The sequence below is a fragment of the Arthrobacter sp. AK01 genome (assembly GCF_021109375.1).
Classification (GTDB): domain Bacteria; phylum Actinomycetota; class Actinomycetes; order Actinomycetales; family Micrococcaceae; genus Arthrobacter.
In genome coordinates this window covers 1-15,509 of sequence record NZ_JAJOHP010000092.1, presented here as the reverse complement: position 1 = coordinate 15,509, position 15,509 = coordinate 1, and the positions used below count along the sequence as shown (strand labels likewise).

The following is a 15,509-nucleotide window of genomic DNA, read 5'->3' as shown; positions in this document are numbered from 1 at the left end:
CGCCCACCCCCACACCCCCCCCGCCCCCCAAAACCCCCCCCGCTGCCCCCCCCCCCCCCACCCCCCCCCCACCCCCCCCAGCCGCCCCCCGCCGTAATTCGCGGGGGCCGTCCTCTTGCGTTTAAGGCGCGTCCCCTGGAGGCGCTCAAACCGCTCAAGTGGTCCTGAACCCCCGTTCGTGACGCCGTCAAGGAAGTCCTGAGCAAACCTTGAGACTTCCTTGACGGTTTCCCTCCCCTGATCTTGCGTTCGCGTTGGAACTCTAAGTGAGTCAACGCTTCAAGGCACGAACGGAGGGATCACAATGCTCACGGAAATCACGGAACTCACAGCCGACACAGCCGCAACGGACACTGCTGCTGCGCCACGCGGATCCCACCGTGCGGCCGGTGGCGTGGTCACCGTACTGGTTCCGGCCCACAACGAATCGGCCGGCATCACGGAAACCCTTACCTCGTTGAACAACCAGACCCGCCGTCCGGACCGCATTATCGTCGTGGCGGACAACTGCACCGACGACACCGAGACTCTCGCGCTTGCCCAGGGCGTCGAGGTCATGCGGACCGTCGGCAACAAGGACAAGAAGGCCGGTGCGCTCAACTTCGCCCTCAGCGAGCTACTTCCCGACGCCGACCCCGAGGATCTGGTCCTGGTTCAGGATGCCGACTCGCAGCTCGCCCTGGACTTCATCGAGAATGCAACGAAGAACCTCCTGACCGACGAACTGCTCGGCGCCGTGGGCGGCGTGTTCAGCGGCGGGCCTGGCGGAGGTTTCGTCGGGCACCTGCAGCGCAACGAATACGCCCGCTACGCCAGGGACGTCAAGCGCCTCCACGGCAAGTGCCTGGTAGTGACCGGAACGGCAGCCCTGTTCCGCGTCAAAACACTCCGAGACGTGGTCGCAGCCCGGCTGGAGGGCACACTTCCTCCCGGCAACGGCAAAGGCGGCGTCTACGACACGTCAGTCCTGACCGAAGACAACGAGCTCTCCTTTGCCCTGTTGACCTTGGGCTACCGCATCGCCTCTCCGTCCAACTGCACGCTGGTTACCGAGGTGATGCCCACATGGCGTGAACTGTGGGCCCAGCGGCTCCGCTGGAAGCGCGGCGCGGTGGAGAACTGCGTGCAGTACGGGTGGACGAAGATCACCAGGCCTTACTGGGGCCGTCAGTTCCTGTCCATGATCGGCGTCATTGTGACCCTGGCCTACTTCGGCTCCATCATCTTCGCCCTGACCACCGGAATGGGACTGAACCTTCACCCGTTCTGGATCGCAGTCACCGGCATCTTCGTCCTGGAGCGCATCGTCACGGTGCGGTTCCGGGGCTGGAGGTACATGCTGCTGGCCGCCACCATGTACGAAACCGTCATCGATATCTTCCTCCAGGCTGTCCATGCAAAGGCCTACCTGGATGCAGCACTCAACCGCAAGAAAGTTTGGTAGCAGTCATGTACAACAACCCAGTAGCTCCCCTCACCGGTGTCACCGCGGCCGGAATGGGCTCAGGCACACTCGCAGCGACCGGAGCCGGAGACCTCTTCTGGTTCGCGCTGGCGGCTTTCGCGATGCTGGCCCTGGGCCTCGCCATCAAGAGGATTGTGCCGGTCCGGGCACAGAAGAACTAACAAGCCCAACATGCCCGCAGTTGTGTCGCTTTTCCCCCAGCGCGACACAACTGCGGGTTTGTTGTATCCGCGCCTACGTCACTGGTGCTGTGCTTGCCGAGGTCTTGGCCACCGTGGTGTAACCAGCCTTGGTCCCCGTGACCCGAACGCTCATGGTGTCCGCCTGATCAGCGCTCACCAGCACGTAGTTCTTAGCCGTCGCCCCGGAAATGGCCACACCGGACCTGTACCACTGGTAGGTCAGGGTGGTTCCGGAGGTCCAGGTGCCTGGGTTGGCGGTCAGCGTGGAGCCAACTGTCAACGTTCCGGTGATGGTCGGAACGGGTGCCACCAGGGTGCCAGCTACCACTGTGGCCGTTTGGGCCGATTCCTTAGTGGTTGTTGCGTAGCCGGACTTGGTTCCCGTGACCCGCACTGTCAGTTTTGTGCCTTGGTCGGCAGCCGCGAGAAGGCGGGTGGACCCAGTAGCTCCGGAGATCGCCGCCCCGTTCCGGTACCACTGATAAGTCAGTGCAGTTCCCGTGGTCCAGGTTCCCGGGTTTGCTGTCAGCGTTGAACCGACGGCTGCGGTGCCTGACACCGTAGGAGTCGGAGCCACCAGCGGGATGCCCGGAACGAAGGAGAAATCGCGAATAGTGACCGTCTCAGGGGCAACGTGTGCCGCATCCCCGCCACCGCCACCGGTCACCCAGAGGTTGAAGTGAATTTGTTCATTGGCCGGCAGCGGAACGGTGGATCCCGTCAGGACGGTCCTTTTCAGAAGGGTCCCGCTGTAGCCCTCGCCGGCGAACGTCTCGAAGGTCAGCTTGCCTGGCTCCCAGACCATCCTGTGGGTGAGAATCGGGGCGTTCGTGACATCAAACGTGACGGTGTTGTTGCCCTGGCCCGGAGGTTTTGTGGCATCGAACCAGTACCCGTGACCCTGGGTTACCGGCCAGTCTTCACCGTAGGCGGCCCCTCCGCCCCACGCTGATGCTTCACAAAGGTCGATCTCCGTGTACCCCGGCTCCGCCGCGGGGTCGTAGGTGAACAAGCAACCCCACACAACTTCTTTTTGGAGCGCACTGACGTCCTTCTCCACCGTGGTGCTGTACGTGCCGTAGCCGAACCCTTCACGGGTGGACTGGAACTCTGCGCCCTTCGGAGCGGATCCGGTGGGGTTGGAGATGGAGAGTTTGACGTAGCCGTTGGCGTCGGGATTGCTTACGTTGTTGGCATCCCAACTCGCGTTGTACATGGGTGCCCCACCCCAAAAACGCTTCTGCCAGTTGAACCCTTTCCAAGCAAAGCTGCCCACAGGCCCAGGATCCTCGGCCATGGGAGTGGTATCCGCGGCTTGCGCGGAGCCAATCCCAGCGAACATCGATAAACCTACCGCCATAACGACGGCCAAACCCATTACTTTTCTTCCCCCATGTGGAAGGAGCCTCACTGACAATGCCATAGCTGTGTCCTCCTGCTGATGCGCCCAGAACGCCTTCGGCAATTGCCGAAGACCGCAGTCACGTTCCACCCCCGAGGAACGTGCAACTCCTCGATTATCAATTAGGCGGGACGCTGCCGGAAGCGAAATGAACCAGCAACATCGGCAATTCAACGTCAATTCGATAACGGCACCGCGGGGCGGAGTAACCTTGACCTGTCCGTCCGACTCACCCGCAGCACCATCACCCGGGGGCTCTCATCGCCATTCGCAGCGCAGGCATACTCCTTTACCGACAGACCTCGGCTGGGCCATTGGAATTGTGGATCGCCCACATGGGTGGGCCCTTCTGGGCTCGGAAGGACCAGCATGCCTGGTCCATACCCAAGGGTGAATTCCCCGAAGATGAGGACCCTTTGGCCGCAGCGAAACGGGAATTTACGGAGGAAATAGGTTCCCCTCCCCCGCCCACAGACTACGAATTGTTGGGCGTTTTTAAGCAGCCTTCCGGCAAACTCATCACCGCTTACGCCGCCGAGGCCAGCGACTTTCAGCCGGAGCAGATCGTCAGCAACACCTTCCCTATGGAATGGCCCAAAGGTTCAGGTGTCATCAAGGATTTCCCGGAAATTGACGACGCCCGTTGGTTTGAAGTGACCGAGGCGCGGACCAAGCTCGTCAAAGGGCAACTGCCCATAGTGGACGCGCTGATCCGGCACCTTGGCGGGCAATCCCTATAGAGCCGACCAGCCGCCGTCGGAAGCCAGAATGGCGCCGTTGACATTTGTGCCGTCCTCACTGAGCAAGAACGTGATGGACGCGGCCAGCTGTGCTGCGGTGGCAGGAGTCGGAACAGTCGCCTGCATCAAGGGGCCCAGCCGTTCGGCAGCGAGCTGCGATCCCCAATTGGCCACAATGTTGGTGATGGTGGGGCCGGGGGCCACTGCGTTGAACCGCAGACCCTTGGGTCCGTACATCACAGCGGAGTTCTTGGTGAGGCCAACCACGGCGTGCTTGGACGCTGTATAGGCGGCACCGGCAGCAGAACCACGCAGGCCTGCCTCGGACGCAACGTTCACCACAGATCCGGTTCCGGCTTCCAGCATGAGCGGCACCACTGCGCGGGTCAGGCGCATGAGGGCTGTGACGTTGATGCAGAATACACGTTCCCAGAGCTCGTCATCCACCTCATGGATGGGGGCGAAGTTGTCCATGATGCCGGCAACGTTGGCCAGGGCGTCCACTCGTCCGGCTGCGGCAGCCAGGACAGCGGCTACGGTTTCCTCAGTGGAGATATCACCCGCCACGGGAACCAGGTCAAGGCCGCTGTTCTCCTCCACCAGGGCGTCCAGACGTTCCTTGCTGATATCGACGGCAATGACCTTGCCGCCTTCCTTGGCGATGCGCAGGGCCGTGGCTTGGCCAATACCCGAAGCCGCGCCTGTGACGATGATGGTCTTGCCGGCAAAACGGCCAGAGGTGGTGGCCTCCTGCCATGAAGCGTCGTTGCCCATGATGTCCTTCCGATGGTTGCTGAGTGGTTCACCCCACCTTATGACACTCTGTGTCATTATGTAAGAGTGAATACTGGAGGGATGATTTCGGAAGATGCCAAGCCCGCGCGCGCCAGCGGTCGTCCAGCCACCATCGACCCCGACGCTGTGGCGGGACTCGCCTTGGACTTATTCGCCGAGCACGGGTATGAGAACACCTCCATGGAAGACATCGCCCGTGCTGCCGGCATCGGCCGCAAGAGCCTCTACCGCTATTTCGCCAGCAAGGCGGATCTCGTCTGGGGCGGCACCGAACCTGTGATCGAGGCGTCGACGCTCGCCTTCGGCTCGTTCCACAAACACGGAAAGTCCGACGGCGATGTGCTGGCCGGGTTGCGTGAAGCAGCGATCGCCGGAGTCGCCGTGATTCCGGATCTGTCGGTAACCCGCGGGCGCCTCCGCTTGATCGCCGAGCATGCCGAACTGACCAGCCGTAGTTACGAATCTTTGGCGCCACGGCGCGAAAGGGCCTTGGGCTTCCTCATCGAGAACGGCCTTTCCGATTCCGCGGCACGCTACTTGAGTGCCGCATACCTTGCCGCAACCTTCGAGGCGTGGATGCAATGGGCCGCCGGATCAGATCCGGATCCAGTGCCCTATTTGGTGGCTGCGCTTGAGGTGTTGCGGGTTCCTGCGCTTTAGCCGCTCTTTCGGGCGATGAACTGCCGGATCCATTCGATCGTCTCGGGGTGGTCCAGGTGCAGGCCGTGCCCCGCTTCGGGTACGCGGACCAGCACCGAGCGAGGGATGTGTTCACGAAGGATCAGGGCATTGGGCAAGCGAGTGAGTCGGTCGTCCGTACCGTGAAGGATCAGCGTGGGAGCCTTGATGGATCCGAGCTCGCTCCAGGCATCGTGATCACGACTTGCCTTGAAATGGCGTGCCTTGGCCCACGCCGAAGCCTGGGAATTGAAGAACGTGTACGTCGCTTCGGGATTGGCGCGGACCCATGCAGGGTCGAAGAAGAGCTCTTCGAGCCGGGACATGTCGCCGCTGACCAGGGCCGCCAGGGCAGCTTTGTCCGGTTGGACACTGGCGTCCGGCCACCTTCCTCCACTCGTCGCCGCCAGAACCAGGGTCCGGACTTTCTGGGGGTAGTCGATAGCCAACCACTGGCCGATTCGCCCACCCATCGAGTGGCCGTACACGTGTGCTAAATCCGCATTCGCCGCTTTGAGGACGGCAGCAGCATCTTCGGCAAGGAGTCTGGTGGTGTAGCGCTCGGCGTCGCCCTTCCCACTCCGCCCTATCCCCCGGTGATCGAAGCGGATGACGCGGTAAGAGCGGGACAGTAGTTCCGCCGTCGGGCCCCAACCGTCCATGGCCGTGGCCTGCCCGGCGATCAGCAGCAGTGGCTCGCCGTCGCCGGACTCGGTCCAGGCGAGTTCGGCGCCGTCGGGGGCTGTGGTGAAGTACACCGTGACACAGTATCGGGGCGGCGGCCAAAGCGCTGCGGCGTGGGCCACAGTGCATCAATCCGCGGTAAAGATATCTTCTATGGCGCAACCGAACGTCCGCGCAATAAGGAACGCCAAGGGAAGCGAAGGGTCAAACTTCTCCCGCTCTATGGAGATCACCGTCTGCCGGGAAACACCGAGCGCAGCCGCCAGGTCGGCCTGGGTCCAGTTGCGTCCGGTCCGGCGCTCGGCGAGGTTGTTCTTCACTTCAACGCCCGGTAGCGAATTACCAAGTAACGAACTCCCGCATCCAAGGCACTCAACACAACGAGGCCGAGAAGGACCGGAAGCGCATCAACCGTGAACCGCCCGATGACCAGCACCAGGACAGCAACGATCGTGGCCACCAACACGTCCAGGAAGGCTCCGGCCCCGGCTTGGCGCATCCATTGCAACTCCACGCTCTGCTCGCCGTGGGCATCGCGGGCCACGGTGTGGTTGGACACGAAGACCTTGGCTCCCAGCGACATGGCCGGGTAGACAGTACAGAGAGCGCCAATCCCTGCCGCGAGCCAGAAATCGCCCGGGTTTGAGGCTCCAACCAGGACGGCAACCGCGATGGTCAGGATTGCGCCGAGCGTAGTGGCCAACACGTAGTGGTGGACCGGCGCACGTCGCGATGTAAAGGAAGCTTTACTCATTGTTGAAGTAAAGCACCCTTTACATTTCGGGGCAATGGTTGCGTCCGAGGGCTAGCGTTAGGGAATGACCACCGAGTACAAGTACGACGTCGAGGTGCTGCACCTTTTGGTGTCGCCGGCCCATGCTTACTTTGGCCGTGCCCGCGAAGGTGCCGCGGATGTCCCCACCACCGACGCGGAGCAGGCGGAGCTGGTGGCCGGCAAAGGGATTGTTGGCGACAGGTTTTTTGGCAAGGCCGCCCACATGGATGCGGCTGTGACGGTCTTTGCCATGGAGGCCCTGGAGTCCATCGCGGCGGAACTCGGGGCTGGGCCGTTCGATCCCCTGCTGACCCGACGGAACGTGGTGGTGCGGGGAGTCGAGCTGGCTCCCCTGCTTGGCCATGAATTCGCGCTGGAGTCCGGCGGGGACGTGGTGCGATTGAAGGCAGGACGACCTGCCCACCCCTGCGCCTGGATGGACGAAATGCTGGCTCCGGGTGCCCATAAGGCGATGCGCGGGCGCGGGGGTGTGCGCTGCCAAGTGGTTTCGGGAGGCCTGCTTCATCGCGGCCCGGCGGTGCTGGTCAGCACAGTCCCGCTTGACCCAAGCAAGGCCGGTGAAGCGAAGGTGCTCCGGCCATCGCGGTTGCCGTAGTTTCCCTCAAAGGAAAAGCCCTGCAACCCACCCAGGTTGCAGACCGGCCTTCCTCACTCCAATCAAGGTCAGGAAGCCACGCCCCCCCCCGGCGTCAGGGCTCAAACCTCTTCAGCCGCCGGCGCTGCGAATTGGGCCTCGTACAACCGGGAGTACGCCCCACCCTCGGCCAGCAGTTCCGAGTGGGTTCCCTGCTCCACGATCTGCCCGGCTTCCATCACCAGGATGAGGTCGGCGTCGCGGATGGTGGAGAGCCGGTGCGCGATCACAAAGCTGGTCCGGTCCGAGCGCAGGGCATTCATGGCTTTCTGCACCAACACTTCGGTCCGGGTGTCCACGGAGCTGGTGGCCTCGTCCAGGATCAGTACCGACGGCCGGGACAGGAAGGCCCGGGCAATGGTGAGCAGCTGCTTCTCACCTGCGGAAACATTGCCGCCCTCGTCGTCGAGCAAGGTGTCATAGCCCTCCGGCAGCGACTTCACGAAACGGTCCACGTAGGTAGCCTGTGCGGCCTCCATGATCTCCGCCTCTGAAGCCAAAGGCCGTCCGTAAGCGATGTTGTCGTGGATCGTCCCGCCGAACAGCCACGTGTCCTGCAGGACCATCCCCATCCGTGAGCGCAGTTCCTGCCGCGAGAGCGAGGCGATGTCTACGCCGTCGAGTGTTATCCGCCCTGAGTCCAAGTCGTAGAAGCGCATCATCAGGTTCACCAGGGTGGTCTTGCCCGCACCTGTGGGCCCAACAATGGCGATGCTCTGCCCCGGTTCGGCCACCAAACTGAGGTCCGTGATGAGCGGTTTGTCCGGCGAGTAGCGGAAGGACACGTTCTCGAAAACGAGCCGCCCGCGGCCCACACCCGAACCGGAAGGAGGGGGTTCAGCCGACTCTTCCTCCTCATCCAGTAGATCGAACACCCGCTCCGCCGAGGCAACTCCGGACTGCAACATGTTCGCCATTGACCCGAGTTGGGCCAGCGGCATGGTGAACTGCCTCGAGTACTGGATGAAGGCCTGGACGTCGCCCAGCTGCATGGAGCCTGAGGCCACCTGCAGGCCACCCACCACGGCGATCCCTACATAAACCAGGTTTCCGATGAACGTCATGGCCGGCATGATCAGCCCGCTCACGAACTGCGCCCCGAAGCTGGCCTGGTACAGCTCGCCGTTCTTCGCCCGGAACTTCTCCTGGACCTCGTTCTGCCGTCCGAACACTTTCACCAGGGCGTGCCCGGTGTAGGTTTCCTCGATCTGGCCGTTGAGTTCGCCGGTGTTCTTCCACTGCGCCACGAACAGTTTCTGCGAGCGTTTGGCGATGAACAGGGTGGTACCAAGGGTCAGCGGAATGGTCACCAGTGCGATCAGCGCCAGCAGTGGCGAGAGCAGGAACATCATCACCAGCACCCCCACCACCGTCAGAAGTGAAGACACCACCTGGCTGATGGATTGCTGGAGGCTTTGCGAGATGTTGTCTACATCGTTGGTCACCCGGCTCAGCAGCTCACCGCGCTGGATGGAGTCGAAATAGCGCAGGGGCAGCCGGTGGATTTTCGCTTCGATCCGCTCGCGGAGGCGGTAGACGGTCCGCTGCACGACGCCGTTGAGCACGTACGCCTGCACCCAACCGAACGCTGAGGCCAGGACATAAAGCGCCAGCGCCCACAGCAGCACCGAGGCCAACGCACCAAAGTCGATTCCGACGCCGGGAGTCAGGGTCATGGCGCCCAGCATGTCCGCTTTGCTGTCATCACCGGAGGCGCGCAGCCCTGCGATGACGTCGGCTTTGGAGACCCCCGCGGGCAGCTGTTTGGACACGACGCCGGCGAAGATCAGGTTGGTGCCTTCCCCCAACAAGCGTGGGCCAATCACGGACAATGCCACGCTGACCACGGCGAACACCAGCACCAAGGTAAGCCAGAACCGCTCCGGACGAAGCGTTCCCAGCAAACGCCGGGCAGAGGGACCAAAGTTGGACGCCTTCTCCGCCGGAATATTCATCCCGGCGAACGGTCCTCCGCGGCCTGGTCCCATCGCTGGCCGCTGGGGACCGCGTGGGCCGGCTGATACGGCGCTCATGCGGCCTCCTCCGCAGCGAGCTGGGAGGACACGATTTCCCTGTACGTCCCGGACGTCTCCAACAACTCCTCATGCGTTCCGCGCCCAACGATCCTGCCGTCGTCGAGCACCAGGATCTGGTCCGCGTCGGCGATGCTTGAGACCCGCTGGGCGACGATGACCAGGGTGGCTCCGTTGGTATGGCGTTGGAGGGCTTGCCGGAGCCTGGCGTCGGTGGCGGTGTCCAAGGAGGAGAAGGAGTCGTCAAAGATGTAGAGCTCCGGCTGCTTCACCAAGGCGCGGGCAATTGCGAGCCGCTGCCGCTGCCCGCCGGAAACGTTGGTGCCACCTTGCGAGATTGAGGCGTCCAGGCCGCCTTCCATTTCCTCAACAAAGTCCCGGGCCTGGGCCACGGAAAGTGCCTGCCAGAGTTCGTCGTCGGTGGCGTCGGGTTTGCCGTACTGGAGATTACTGCGGACCGTACCCGAGAACAGGTAGGGCCGCTGGGGCACCAGCCCGATATGTCCCCACAAGAGGTCCGGATGGAGTTCGCGGACCTCCACGCCGTCCATCCGGACGGATCCGCTGGTGGCGTCGAAGAGACGTGGCATGAGGTTCACCAAAGTGGTCTTGCCGGCCCCCGTGCTGCCGATGATCGCCGTGGTCCGGCCAGCGATGGCCGTGAAGGAAACCCCGCTCAACACTGGCTGTTCGGCACCCGGGTAGGCGAATCCGACGTCGCGCATTTCCAGTTCGCCGCGGCGGATGCCGCCGGTGACAGGGTTCGACGGCGGCTGGACACTTGAGTCGGTCTCCAGCACCTCGCCGATCCGGTCGGCAGAAACGGACGCACGAGGGATCATCACGGCCATGAACGTTGCCATCATGACCGACATGAGGATCTGCATGAGGTAGCTCAGGAAAGCGATCAGGGTTCCCACCTGCATGGAGCCGTCCTCGATCCGGAACGAACCGAACCAGATCACCGCCACGCTGGACACGTTCATCACCAACATGACCACAGGGAACATGAGCGCCATCAAACGTCCGGCCCGCAGCGCAACGTCCGTGACGTCGTCGTTCGCTTTCGCGAACCGGGCGGCCTCCATGTCCTCCCGGACGAAGGCACGTACCACGCGGATGCCGGTGAGCTGCTCGCGAAGGACCCGGTTCACGGCGTCGATCCGGACCTGCATCTTGCGGAACAGCGGCACCATCCGGGTCACAATCAACCCAACAGCCACCAACAGCACCGGCACGCACACCGCGATCAGCCAGGACAATTGGGCGTCCTGCCGCACGGCCATGATCACACCGCCGATACTCAGCATGGGAGCCGCCACCATCAGCGTGCAAGACATGAGGACCAGCTGCTGCACCTGCTGGACATCGTTGGTGGAGCGCGTGATCAGTGATGGCGCTCCAAACCTGGTGACCTCCTGCTCCGAGAACTCCCCCACCCGGCTGAAGATCGCGTCACGGAGATCCCGGCCCATCCCCATTGCGGCCTTCGCACCGAAATAGACCGCAACCACTGCGCACGCGATCTGCAGGAGGGTGATCAGCAGCATGAGGCCGCCCATGCGCAGGATGTAGTCAGTGTCCCCGGTGGCCACGCCGTGATCGATGATGTCGGCGTTCAGCGTCGGCAGGTACAGCGACGCGATGGATTGCGCCAGCTGGAAGACGACGACGGCGATCAACAGCCGCTGATGCGGCCGCAGGAAACGAACAAGTACCTTCCACAGCATGCGGACTCCGAGCCAAAGCGTTGTGAACCGAAGGCCAGTTTACGTCTGGTTGCTGCGGGCAACTAGAGGGAAATGAGGGGTAATGCCAGTGACTCCCCCTCTTGGCTGCGGACCCAGGCCGGGATTGCCCAGAGCAAGGCGCGACGCCGGGACAGGTCGCCTTGGCCTGGCTGCTGGCGCAGAAGCCCTGGCTCGTGCCGGCGTCGCAGTAGGCCAGTAGGCTGGAAACGTTCGTGTTGAACCGCATCGAAGGGACTTGAGTTTTGGCTTACATCACCGTCGGAAACGAAAACAGCACTGAGATCGAGCTCTACTACGAGGATCACGGAACAGGCCAGGCGGTAGTCCTGATCCACGGCTACCCGTTGGATGGTTCATCCTGGGAGAAGCAGACCGCTGCCCTGCTCGACGCAGGCTACCGCGTGATCACCTACGACCGCCGCGGATTCGGCAAGTCCAGCCAACCCACGAAGGGCTACGACTATGACACCTTCGCAGCCGATCTGAAGTCCGTCCTGGACACCCTGGACCTGAACGACGCCGTGCTGGTGGGCTTCTCCATGGGCACCGGCGAAGTTGCGCGCTACATCAGCACCTACGGTTCGGCCCGCGTTGCCAAGGCAGTCTTCCTCGGCTCGCTGGAACCGTTCCTCTTGAAGACCGATGACAACCCGGACGGGGTGCCGCAGGACGTGTTCGACGGCCTTGCCTCGGCAGTCAAGGCAGACCGGTACGCCTTCTTCACCGATTTCTTCAAGAACTTCTATAACAGCGACACCTTCCTGGGCACGGAACGCCTCAGCCAGGAAGCCGTGGACGCCAGCTGGAATCTCGCCAGCAAGTCCGGCGCGTTCGCATCGGTTGCCGCCCAGCCAACGTGGCTCACGGACTTCCGGGCCGACATCCCCAAGATCGATGTGCCGGCCTTGATCGTCCACGGCACGGCTGACAATATCCTGCCCATCGACGTCACCGGCCGGCGTTTCAAGGATGCACTGCCCAGCGCCGAATATTTGGAAATCGAGGGCGCGCCGCACGGCCTGCTCTGGACGCACGGAGCCGAGATCAACGACGCCCTGTTGGGCTTCCTCAAGAAGTAGCCGCTCCACGCTGATGGGCCCGACGCACGGTTGTTACGGCGTCGGGCCTGTCATTTCTTGAGCCGCAGCTTCCGCGCCATTCCGCCGTTCTGCAAGTAGTCCTGCTCCGTAGCATCGGCGGCGTTGCGTTCCATGGCGTGCAGCAGTCCGAAGGTGAAGGCACTGCTTCCAACATCCGACGCCGTGCCCAGCCTCAGCAGTTCAGCCCGGGCCATCACACTGTCCTGGTGCTCGCCCAGGATCGACTGGACCTTGTGGGCAGCCTCGCCCAACCGGGCGGCCCTCTTTCCATGAACTCTCTCCGCGGCCTCGGCGGCAAAGCGCAGTTTCTTGGCGGCTTTCCGTACTTCATGAAACGCCGTATCGCGTTGGGGCCCGACGGCGGCACCCACCGCAGCCTTGTGGCGTTTGGCCAGCCGTTTGGCGGCTTTGTTGACGAGCTTCGCCGTGGTTTTTGTGGCCTTCCTCGTTGCCTTGCGTGTCAGCGGCGGGGCGTCGAGGAGGTCTTCCAACTCGTCCAGCAGCCGGAAATAGCGGGGGCTGTTCAACCGGTTCTTGACGGCCGACATAGCAGTGTCCGCCCTGACTGCCATGCGCTGATCGAGTTCATCGTGCAGTGGGCCGAGGACCAGCGTTCCGGGCAATTCATCAAGATCGTTCCTGAGGCGTTCGTGCAGGACTTCGGTGTCCCGGTACCGGCCCAGGGTCTTGGCCAATGATTTCAATCCGGTCTGGAGGTTCGCGGCTGCCCCCGCATCGAAAAGCTTGCGGTACGTGTGCAGCACGGACCGGATGCGGCGGATTATTGATCGCATCTGATGAACTGAATCGTCCCGGCCCAACCTCACATGGGCATCCTGCAGGAGTAGCTCGGCCACTTGTGTTGCGAGGTAATCGAGGACAGGAACCACAGCCGTGCTCTTGCCGCCCGGCGTTTCCCAGCCTGATCCGTTGGCCGCGGGCCAGGATTCACCCAACGCAGTGGCAAGCTTGGACGTCCGCTTGCTGGGCATGGCGCCTGCGTCTGAGAGCTGTCCGGCCAAGGTCTCCAGCACGGCGTCGTCGACGTTTCCGTCGTGGGCGGCCAGCTCGACTTCCCACTCACGCCACGCCAGCTGCCGGGGCTCACCGATGGCAACGTGGGCACGGACGTGGTCGTCCACGAATTCGGCTACTCGTTCGCCAGCGCTGCCATACAGGGCATAACTTGTTCGCTCGGTACTGAGGGTGGCGATTGCCGCCACGGCATGCCCGCGGGTGTAGGCGAGCACGCGGTCCATGATCTCCACGGGGACGGTCTCGGCACTGCCCAAGGGTGCATGGATCTCGGTCCGTTTACCGGGGCCGAGGGGTACTTTGAGGTGCCAGCCGGCATCCAGGCCGCCAGTCCGGCGTCGGAGAGTAATTCCGCGGGCAGCGAGGGACAAGAGGCGCGTATCAAAGTAGATGGCTTCCAGGCTGTGACGTGCCGGGTCACCCACCTTTCCGATGCCGCTGATCTTCTCCAGTGCAGGCAACGGAGTGGACTCCTCGGCGTCGAATTTCCGCTCGGCTTCCACGCTGCTGGACGTTCCCATTGCTGTCAGGACTCCCTTCCGGGTAAGGCGGAGGGCCGGCCCGTGATGGTGGCCGGCCCTCGTCGGACCTATCTCGTGGTGCTATGTCCAGTGTGAGTCAGTACGAAGCGCTGCGCTAGATGTCGATGGAGTCGCGCTAGATATCGACCGAACGCGGACGGGTGGACTCTCCGGTGTCATCAACGTCGCCGCCGGACACAGTGCCGCGCCAAGCGCCCGATGCATGGCCCTGCGCTTCGATGAACTTCTTGAATTTGTCCAGATCGGCACCTACCCGCATGCTGTCCACGCCAAGGGCTGATCCGGCCTTCTCTGCCAGGCCTTCCGGCTCCCAGACGATCTCCACGTCAACCCTCGTGCGGGATGGCTGGAGGGGTTCGAAGCGGACGGTGCCACCGTTGCGAGGACCGTCAACGCTTGCCCAACTCACTAGCGCGTCCGGAACCTGCTCAATGATCTGGGCGTTGTATTCGCGTTTCACACCGCCCACATTGGTGGAGAAGTGGAGGGCAGTCTCATCGATCTGTTCCACTGCCTCCACCCCGTTCATGAACTCGGGAAAGGCCTCGAATTGTGTCCATTGGTTGTAGGCGACAGATACGGGGACATCTACTTCGATTGATTTGATGACCGTAGCCATGGATTTCGCTCCTTCGATCGTGTCTCGGGTGCTCATGCAGTACTGCGGGGCGGGGCGGCGCGCCAGCCAGCTGGCTGCTTAACCAGTGGCGCGCCAGTCTTAGCGCGCCAGCCAAAGCTCTTAGCCGGCGTCGAAACTTTCTTCGTCATCGTCGTTGGGTGACTCTTCCTGGGGAAGGTCGTTTCCGCTGCCGTCCGGCAGCGAGTCGTCGTTGCCGTCGGGCTGCAAGGATTGCTCGGCGTGCGATTGCTCGTCTATCCCACCGAACCGGCCGGCCCCGGGCTCGCCCGCGCTGTCCGAGTTTTCCGGATCCAGATGGCTGAGGTTGGGAGCCCCTGTGGAATACGTCTCGCCGTCGGGGCTGTCCTGGCTCAAACCGGCTTCGGTGAGGTCCTCTTCGACGCGGGGCTGCGCCTGTCCTCCGCCTGCTTCCTGCTCGGCCGTAGGAGTGCCGTAGCCTCCTACTTCCTCTTCCGGTGCGGCATTGTGCGTGTCCATGCGACCTGTCCTTTCCTCAACGGTGAACGTGTTTATGGATCTCTTCGAACCTATAAGTGCAGCTGGCGGTGTGTCCATGCATCAACGAAATTAATCAGTAATCTTAGCAATTTTTGGATAAACGGGATAAAGTGCAGACTCGCATCCGGGTCATGAAGGCTGTGGAATTTCACAGCCACCCTGGGGATCCAACCCCGTGTAATTCAAAGGGCCTGCGACGATATTCAAGGCGATTGTTGCCAATTGCGAGCATTGCGCCGGCGGGGTGCCGAAGTAACCCCGCTGGCCAGCCGCCACGGCCCCAATGACGAGCCACACGACCACAAGCAACCCAATGATTGAACCAATTCGCATCACTACCCCAATCGCTGAACCGACAACCCCCAGCTATTAGTAAGCATACTGACAAAAGTGCCCATCACCAAAGAAGTGGGGGGGGGGGGGGGGGGGGGGGCGGGCGGGGGCCGGGCGGCCCCCCCGGCCCCGGCCGCGGCCCCGGGCGGCGGCGGGAGCACCGCGCCCCCCACCCGCCCCACCCCGCGCAAGGGCGGGAGG

The 15,509-nt window shown here is 62.9% G+C and carries 16 protein-coding genes; 6 read left to right on the top strand and 10 right to left on the bottom strand.

Annotated elements, in window-relative coordinates:
- Positions 1–304: 304 nt before the first annotated feature.
- Together LN996_RS21430 and LN996_RS21425 are read left to right on the top strand one after the other, a co-directional pair.
- A complete protein-coding gene (locus LN996_RS21430; RefSeq protein ID WP_231342972.1) occupies positions 305–1,444 on the top strand; it encodes a glycosyltransferase family 2 protein in 1,140 nt (379 codons plus the stop codon).
- A gap of 5 nt (positions 1,445–1,449) precedes the next feature.
- On the top strand, positions 1,450–1,626 hold the full coding sequence (locus LN996_RS21425) for a hypothetical protein (RefSeq protein WP_200846855.1): 177 nt from the start codon (positions 1,450–1,452) through the stop codon (positions 1,624–1,626).
- 73 nt (positions 1,627–1,699) lie between these two features.
- Here LN996_RS21425 and LN996_RS21420 read toward each other — a convergent pair whose 3' ends face one another.
- The gene (locus LN996_RS21420; protein ID WP_231342970.1) at positions 1,700–2,989 is read right to left on the bottom strand and encodes a hypothetical protein; all 1,290 of its coding nucleotides are present in this window, start codon (positions 2,987–2,989) and stop codon (positions 1,700–1,702) included.
- A 320-nt stretch (positions 2,990–3,309) separates the two neighbouring features.
- On the opposite strand from LN996_RS21420, the gene LN996_RS21415 reads away from it, so the two are divergent.
- Positions 3,310–3,789 carry an NUDIX domain-containing protein gene (locus LN996_RS21415; RefSeq protein WP_231342977.1) on the top strand — a complete coding sequence of 160 codons (480 nt, stop codon included), beginning with the start codon at positions 3,310–3,312 and terminating at the stop codon, positions 3,787–3,789.
- Here LN996_RS21415 and LN996_RS21410 read toward each other — a convergent pair.
- Positions 3,784–4,563 carry an SDR family NAD(P)-dependent oxidoreductase gene (locus LN996_RS21410; protein ID WP_231342975.1) on the bottom strand — a complete coding sequence of 260 codons (780 nt, stop codon included), beginning with the start codon at positions 4,561–4,563 and terminating at the stop codon, positions 3,784–3,786. The genes LN996_RS21415 and LN996_RS21410 overlap by 6 nt on opposite strands.
- 81 nt (positions 4,564–4,644) lie before the next feature.
- Here LN996_RS21410 and LN996_RS21405 point away from each other — a divergent pair, with 81 nt between their 5' ends.
- Positions 4,645–5,244: a TetR family transcriptional regulator gene (locus LN996_RS21405; protein WP_231342969.1), complete on the top strand. Its 600-nt coding sequence runs from the start codon at positions 4,645–4,647 to the stop codon at positions 5,242–5,244.
- Here the strand turns inward: LN996_RS21405 and LN996_RS21400 are convergent.
- From LN996_RS21400 to LN996_RS21390, 3 genes are read right to left on the bottom strand one after another with little or no spacing between them, the layout of a single operon-like run.
- Positions 5,241–6,020: an alpha/beta fold hydrolase gene (locus tag LN996_RS21400; RefSeq protein ID WP_231342968.1), complete on the bottom strand. Its 780-nt coding sequence runs from the start codon at positions 6,018–6,020 to the stop codon at positions 5,241–5,243. The two genes, LN996_RS21405 and LN996_RS21400, sit on opposite strands and share 4 nt — an antisense overlap.
- Before the next feature lie 54 nt (positions 6,021–6,074).
- Positions 6,075–6,266: a helix-turn-helix transcriptional regulator gene (locus LN996_RS21395; RefSeq protein WP_231342967.1), complete on the bottom strand. Its 192-nt coding sequence runs from the start codon at positions 6,264–6,266 to the stop codon at positions 6,075–6,077.
- Positions 6,263–6,700, bottom strand: a complete 438-nt coding sequence (locus tag LN996_RS21390) for a hypothetical protein (protein ID WP_231342966.1) — start codon at positions 6,698–6,700, stop codon at positions 6,263–6,265. Before LN996_RS21390 ends, LN996_RS21395 begins: the two co-directional genes overlap by 4 nt.
- A gap of 64 nt (positions 6,701–6,764) precedes the next feature.
- On the opposite strand from LN996_RS21390, the gene LN996_RS21385 reads away from it, so the two are divergent.
- Positions 6,765–7,337, top strand: a complete 573-nt coding sequence (locus LN996_RS21385) for an MOSC domain-containing protein (protein WP_231342965.1) — start codon at positions 6,765–6,767, stop codon at positions 7,335–7,337.
- A 101-nt stretch (positions 7,338–7,438) separates the two neighbouring features.
- Here the strand turns inward: LN996_RS21385 and LN996_RS21380 are convergent, their stop codons facing one another.
- Together LN996_RS21380 and LN996_RS21375 are read right to left on the bottom strand one after the other, a co-directional pair.
- Positions 7,439–9,409, bottom strand: coding sequence for an ABC transporter ATP-binding protein (locus tag LN996_RS21380; RefSeq protein WP_269215880.1), 1,971 nt, complete (start codon positions 9,407–9,409; stop codon positions 7,439–7,441).
- A complete protein-coding gene (locus tag LN996_RS21375; RefSeq protein WP_231342963.1) occupies positions 9,406–11,139 on the bottom strand; it encodes an ABC transporter ATP-binding protein in 1,734 nt (577 codons plus the stop codon). The genes LN996_RS21380 and LN996_RS21375 overlap by 4 nt, the downstream gene beginning before the upstream one ends.
- 263 nt (positions 11,140–11,402) lie before the next feature.
- Between LN996_RS21375 and LN996_RS21370 the strand changes: the two genes are divergently transcribed.
- Entirely contained in the window at positions 11,403–12,239 is an 837-nt protein-coding gene (locus tag LN996_RS21370; RefSeq protein WP_231342959.1) for an alpha/beta fold hydrolase, read from the top strand.
- Positions 12,240–12,289: 50 nt separating this feature from the next.
- On the opposite strand, the gene LN996_RS21365 is transcribed toward LN996_RS21370, so the two are convergent.
- From LN996_RS21365 to LN996_RS21355, 3 genes are all read right to left on the bottom strand, one after another.
- Positions 12,290–13,816 (bottom strand): CYTH and CHAD domain-containing protein, encoded by a 1,527-nt coding sequence (locus LN996_RS21365; RefSeq protein ID WP_231342958.1) that lies wholly within the window; start codon positions 13,814–13,816, stop codon positions 12,290–12,292.
- A gap of 136 nt (positions 13,817–13,952) precedes the next feature.
- A complete protein-coding gene (locus tag LN996_RS21360) occupies positions 13,953–14,456 on the bottom strand; it encodes an SRPBCC family protein (protein ID WP_231342956.1) in 504 nt (167 codons plus the stop codon).
- A 120-nt stretch (positions 14,457–14,576) separates the two neighbouring features.
- Positions 14,577–15,032, bottom strand: a complete 456-nt coding sequence (locus LN996_RS21355; protein WP_231342954.1) for a hypothetical protein — start codon at positions 15,030–15,032, stop codon at positions 14,577–14,579.
- Positions 15,033–15,509 lie beyond the last annotated feature (477 nt).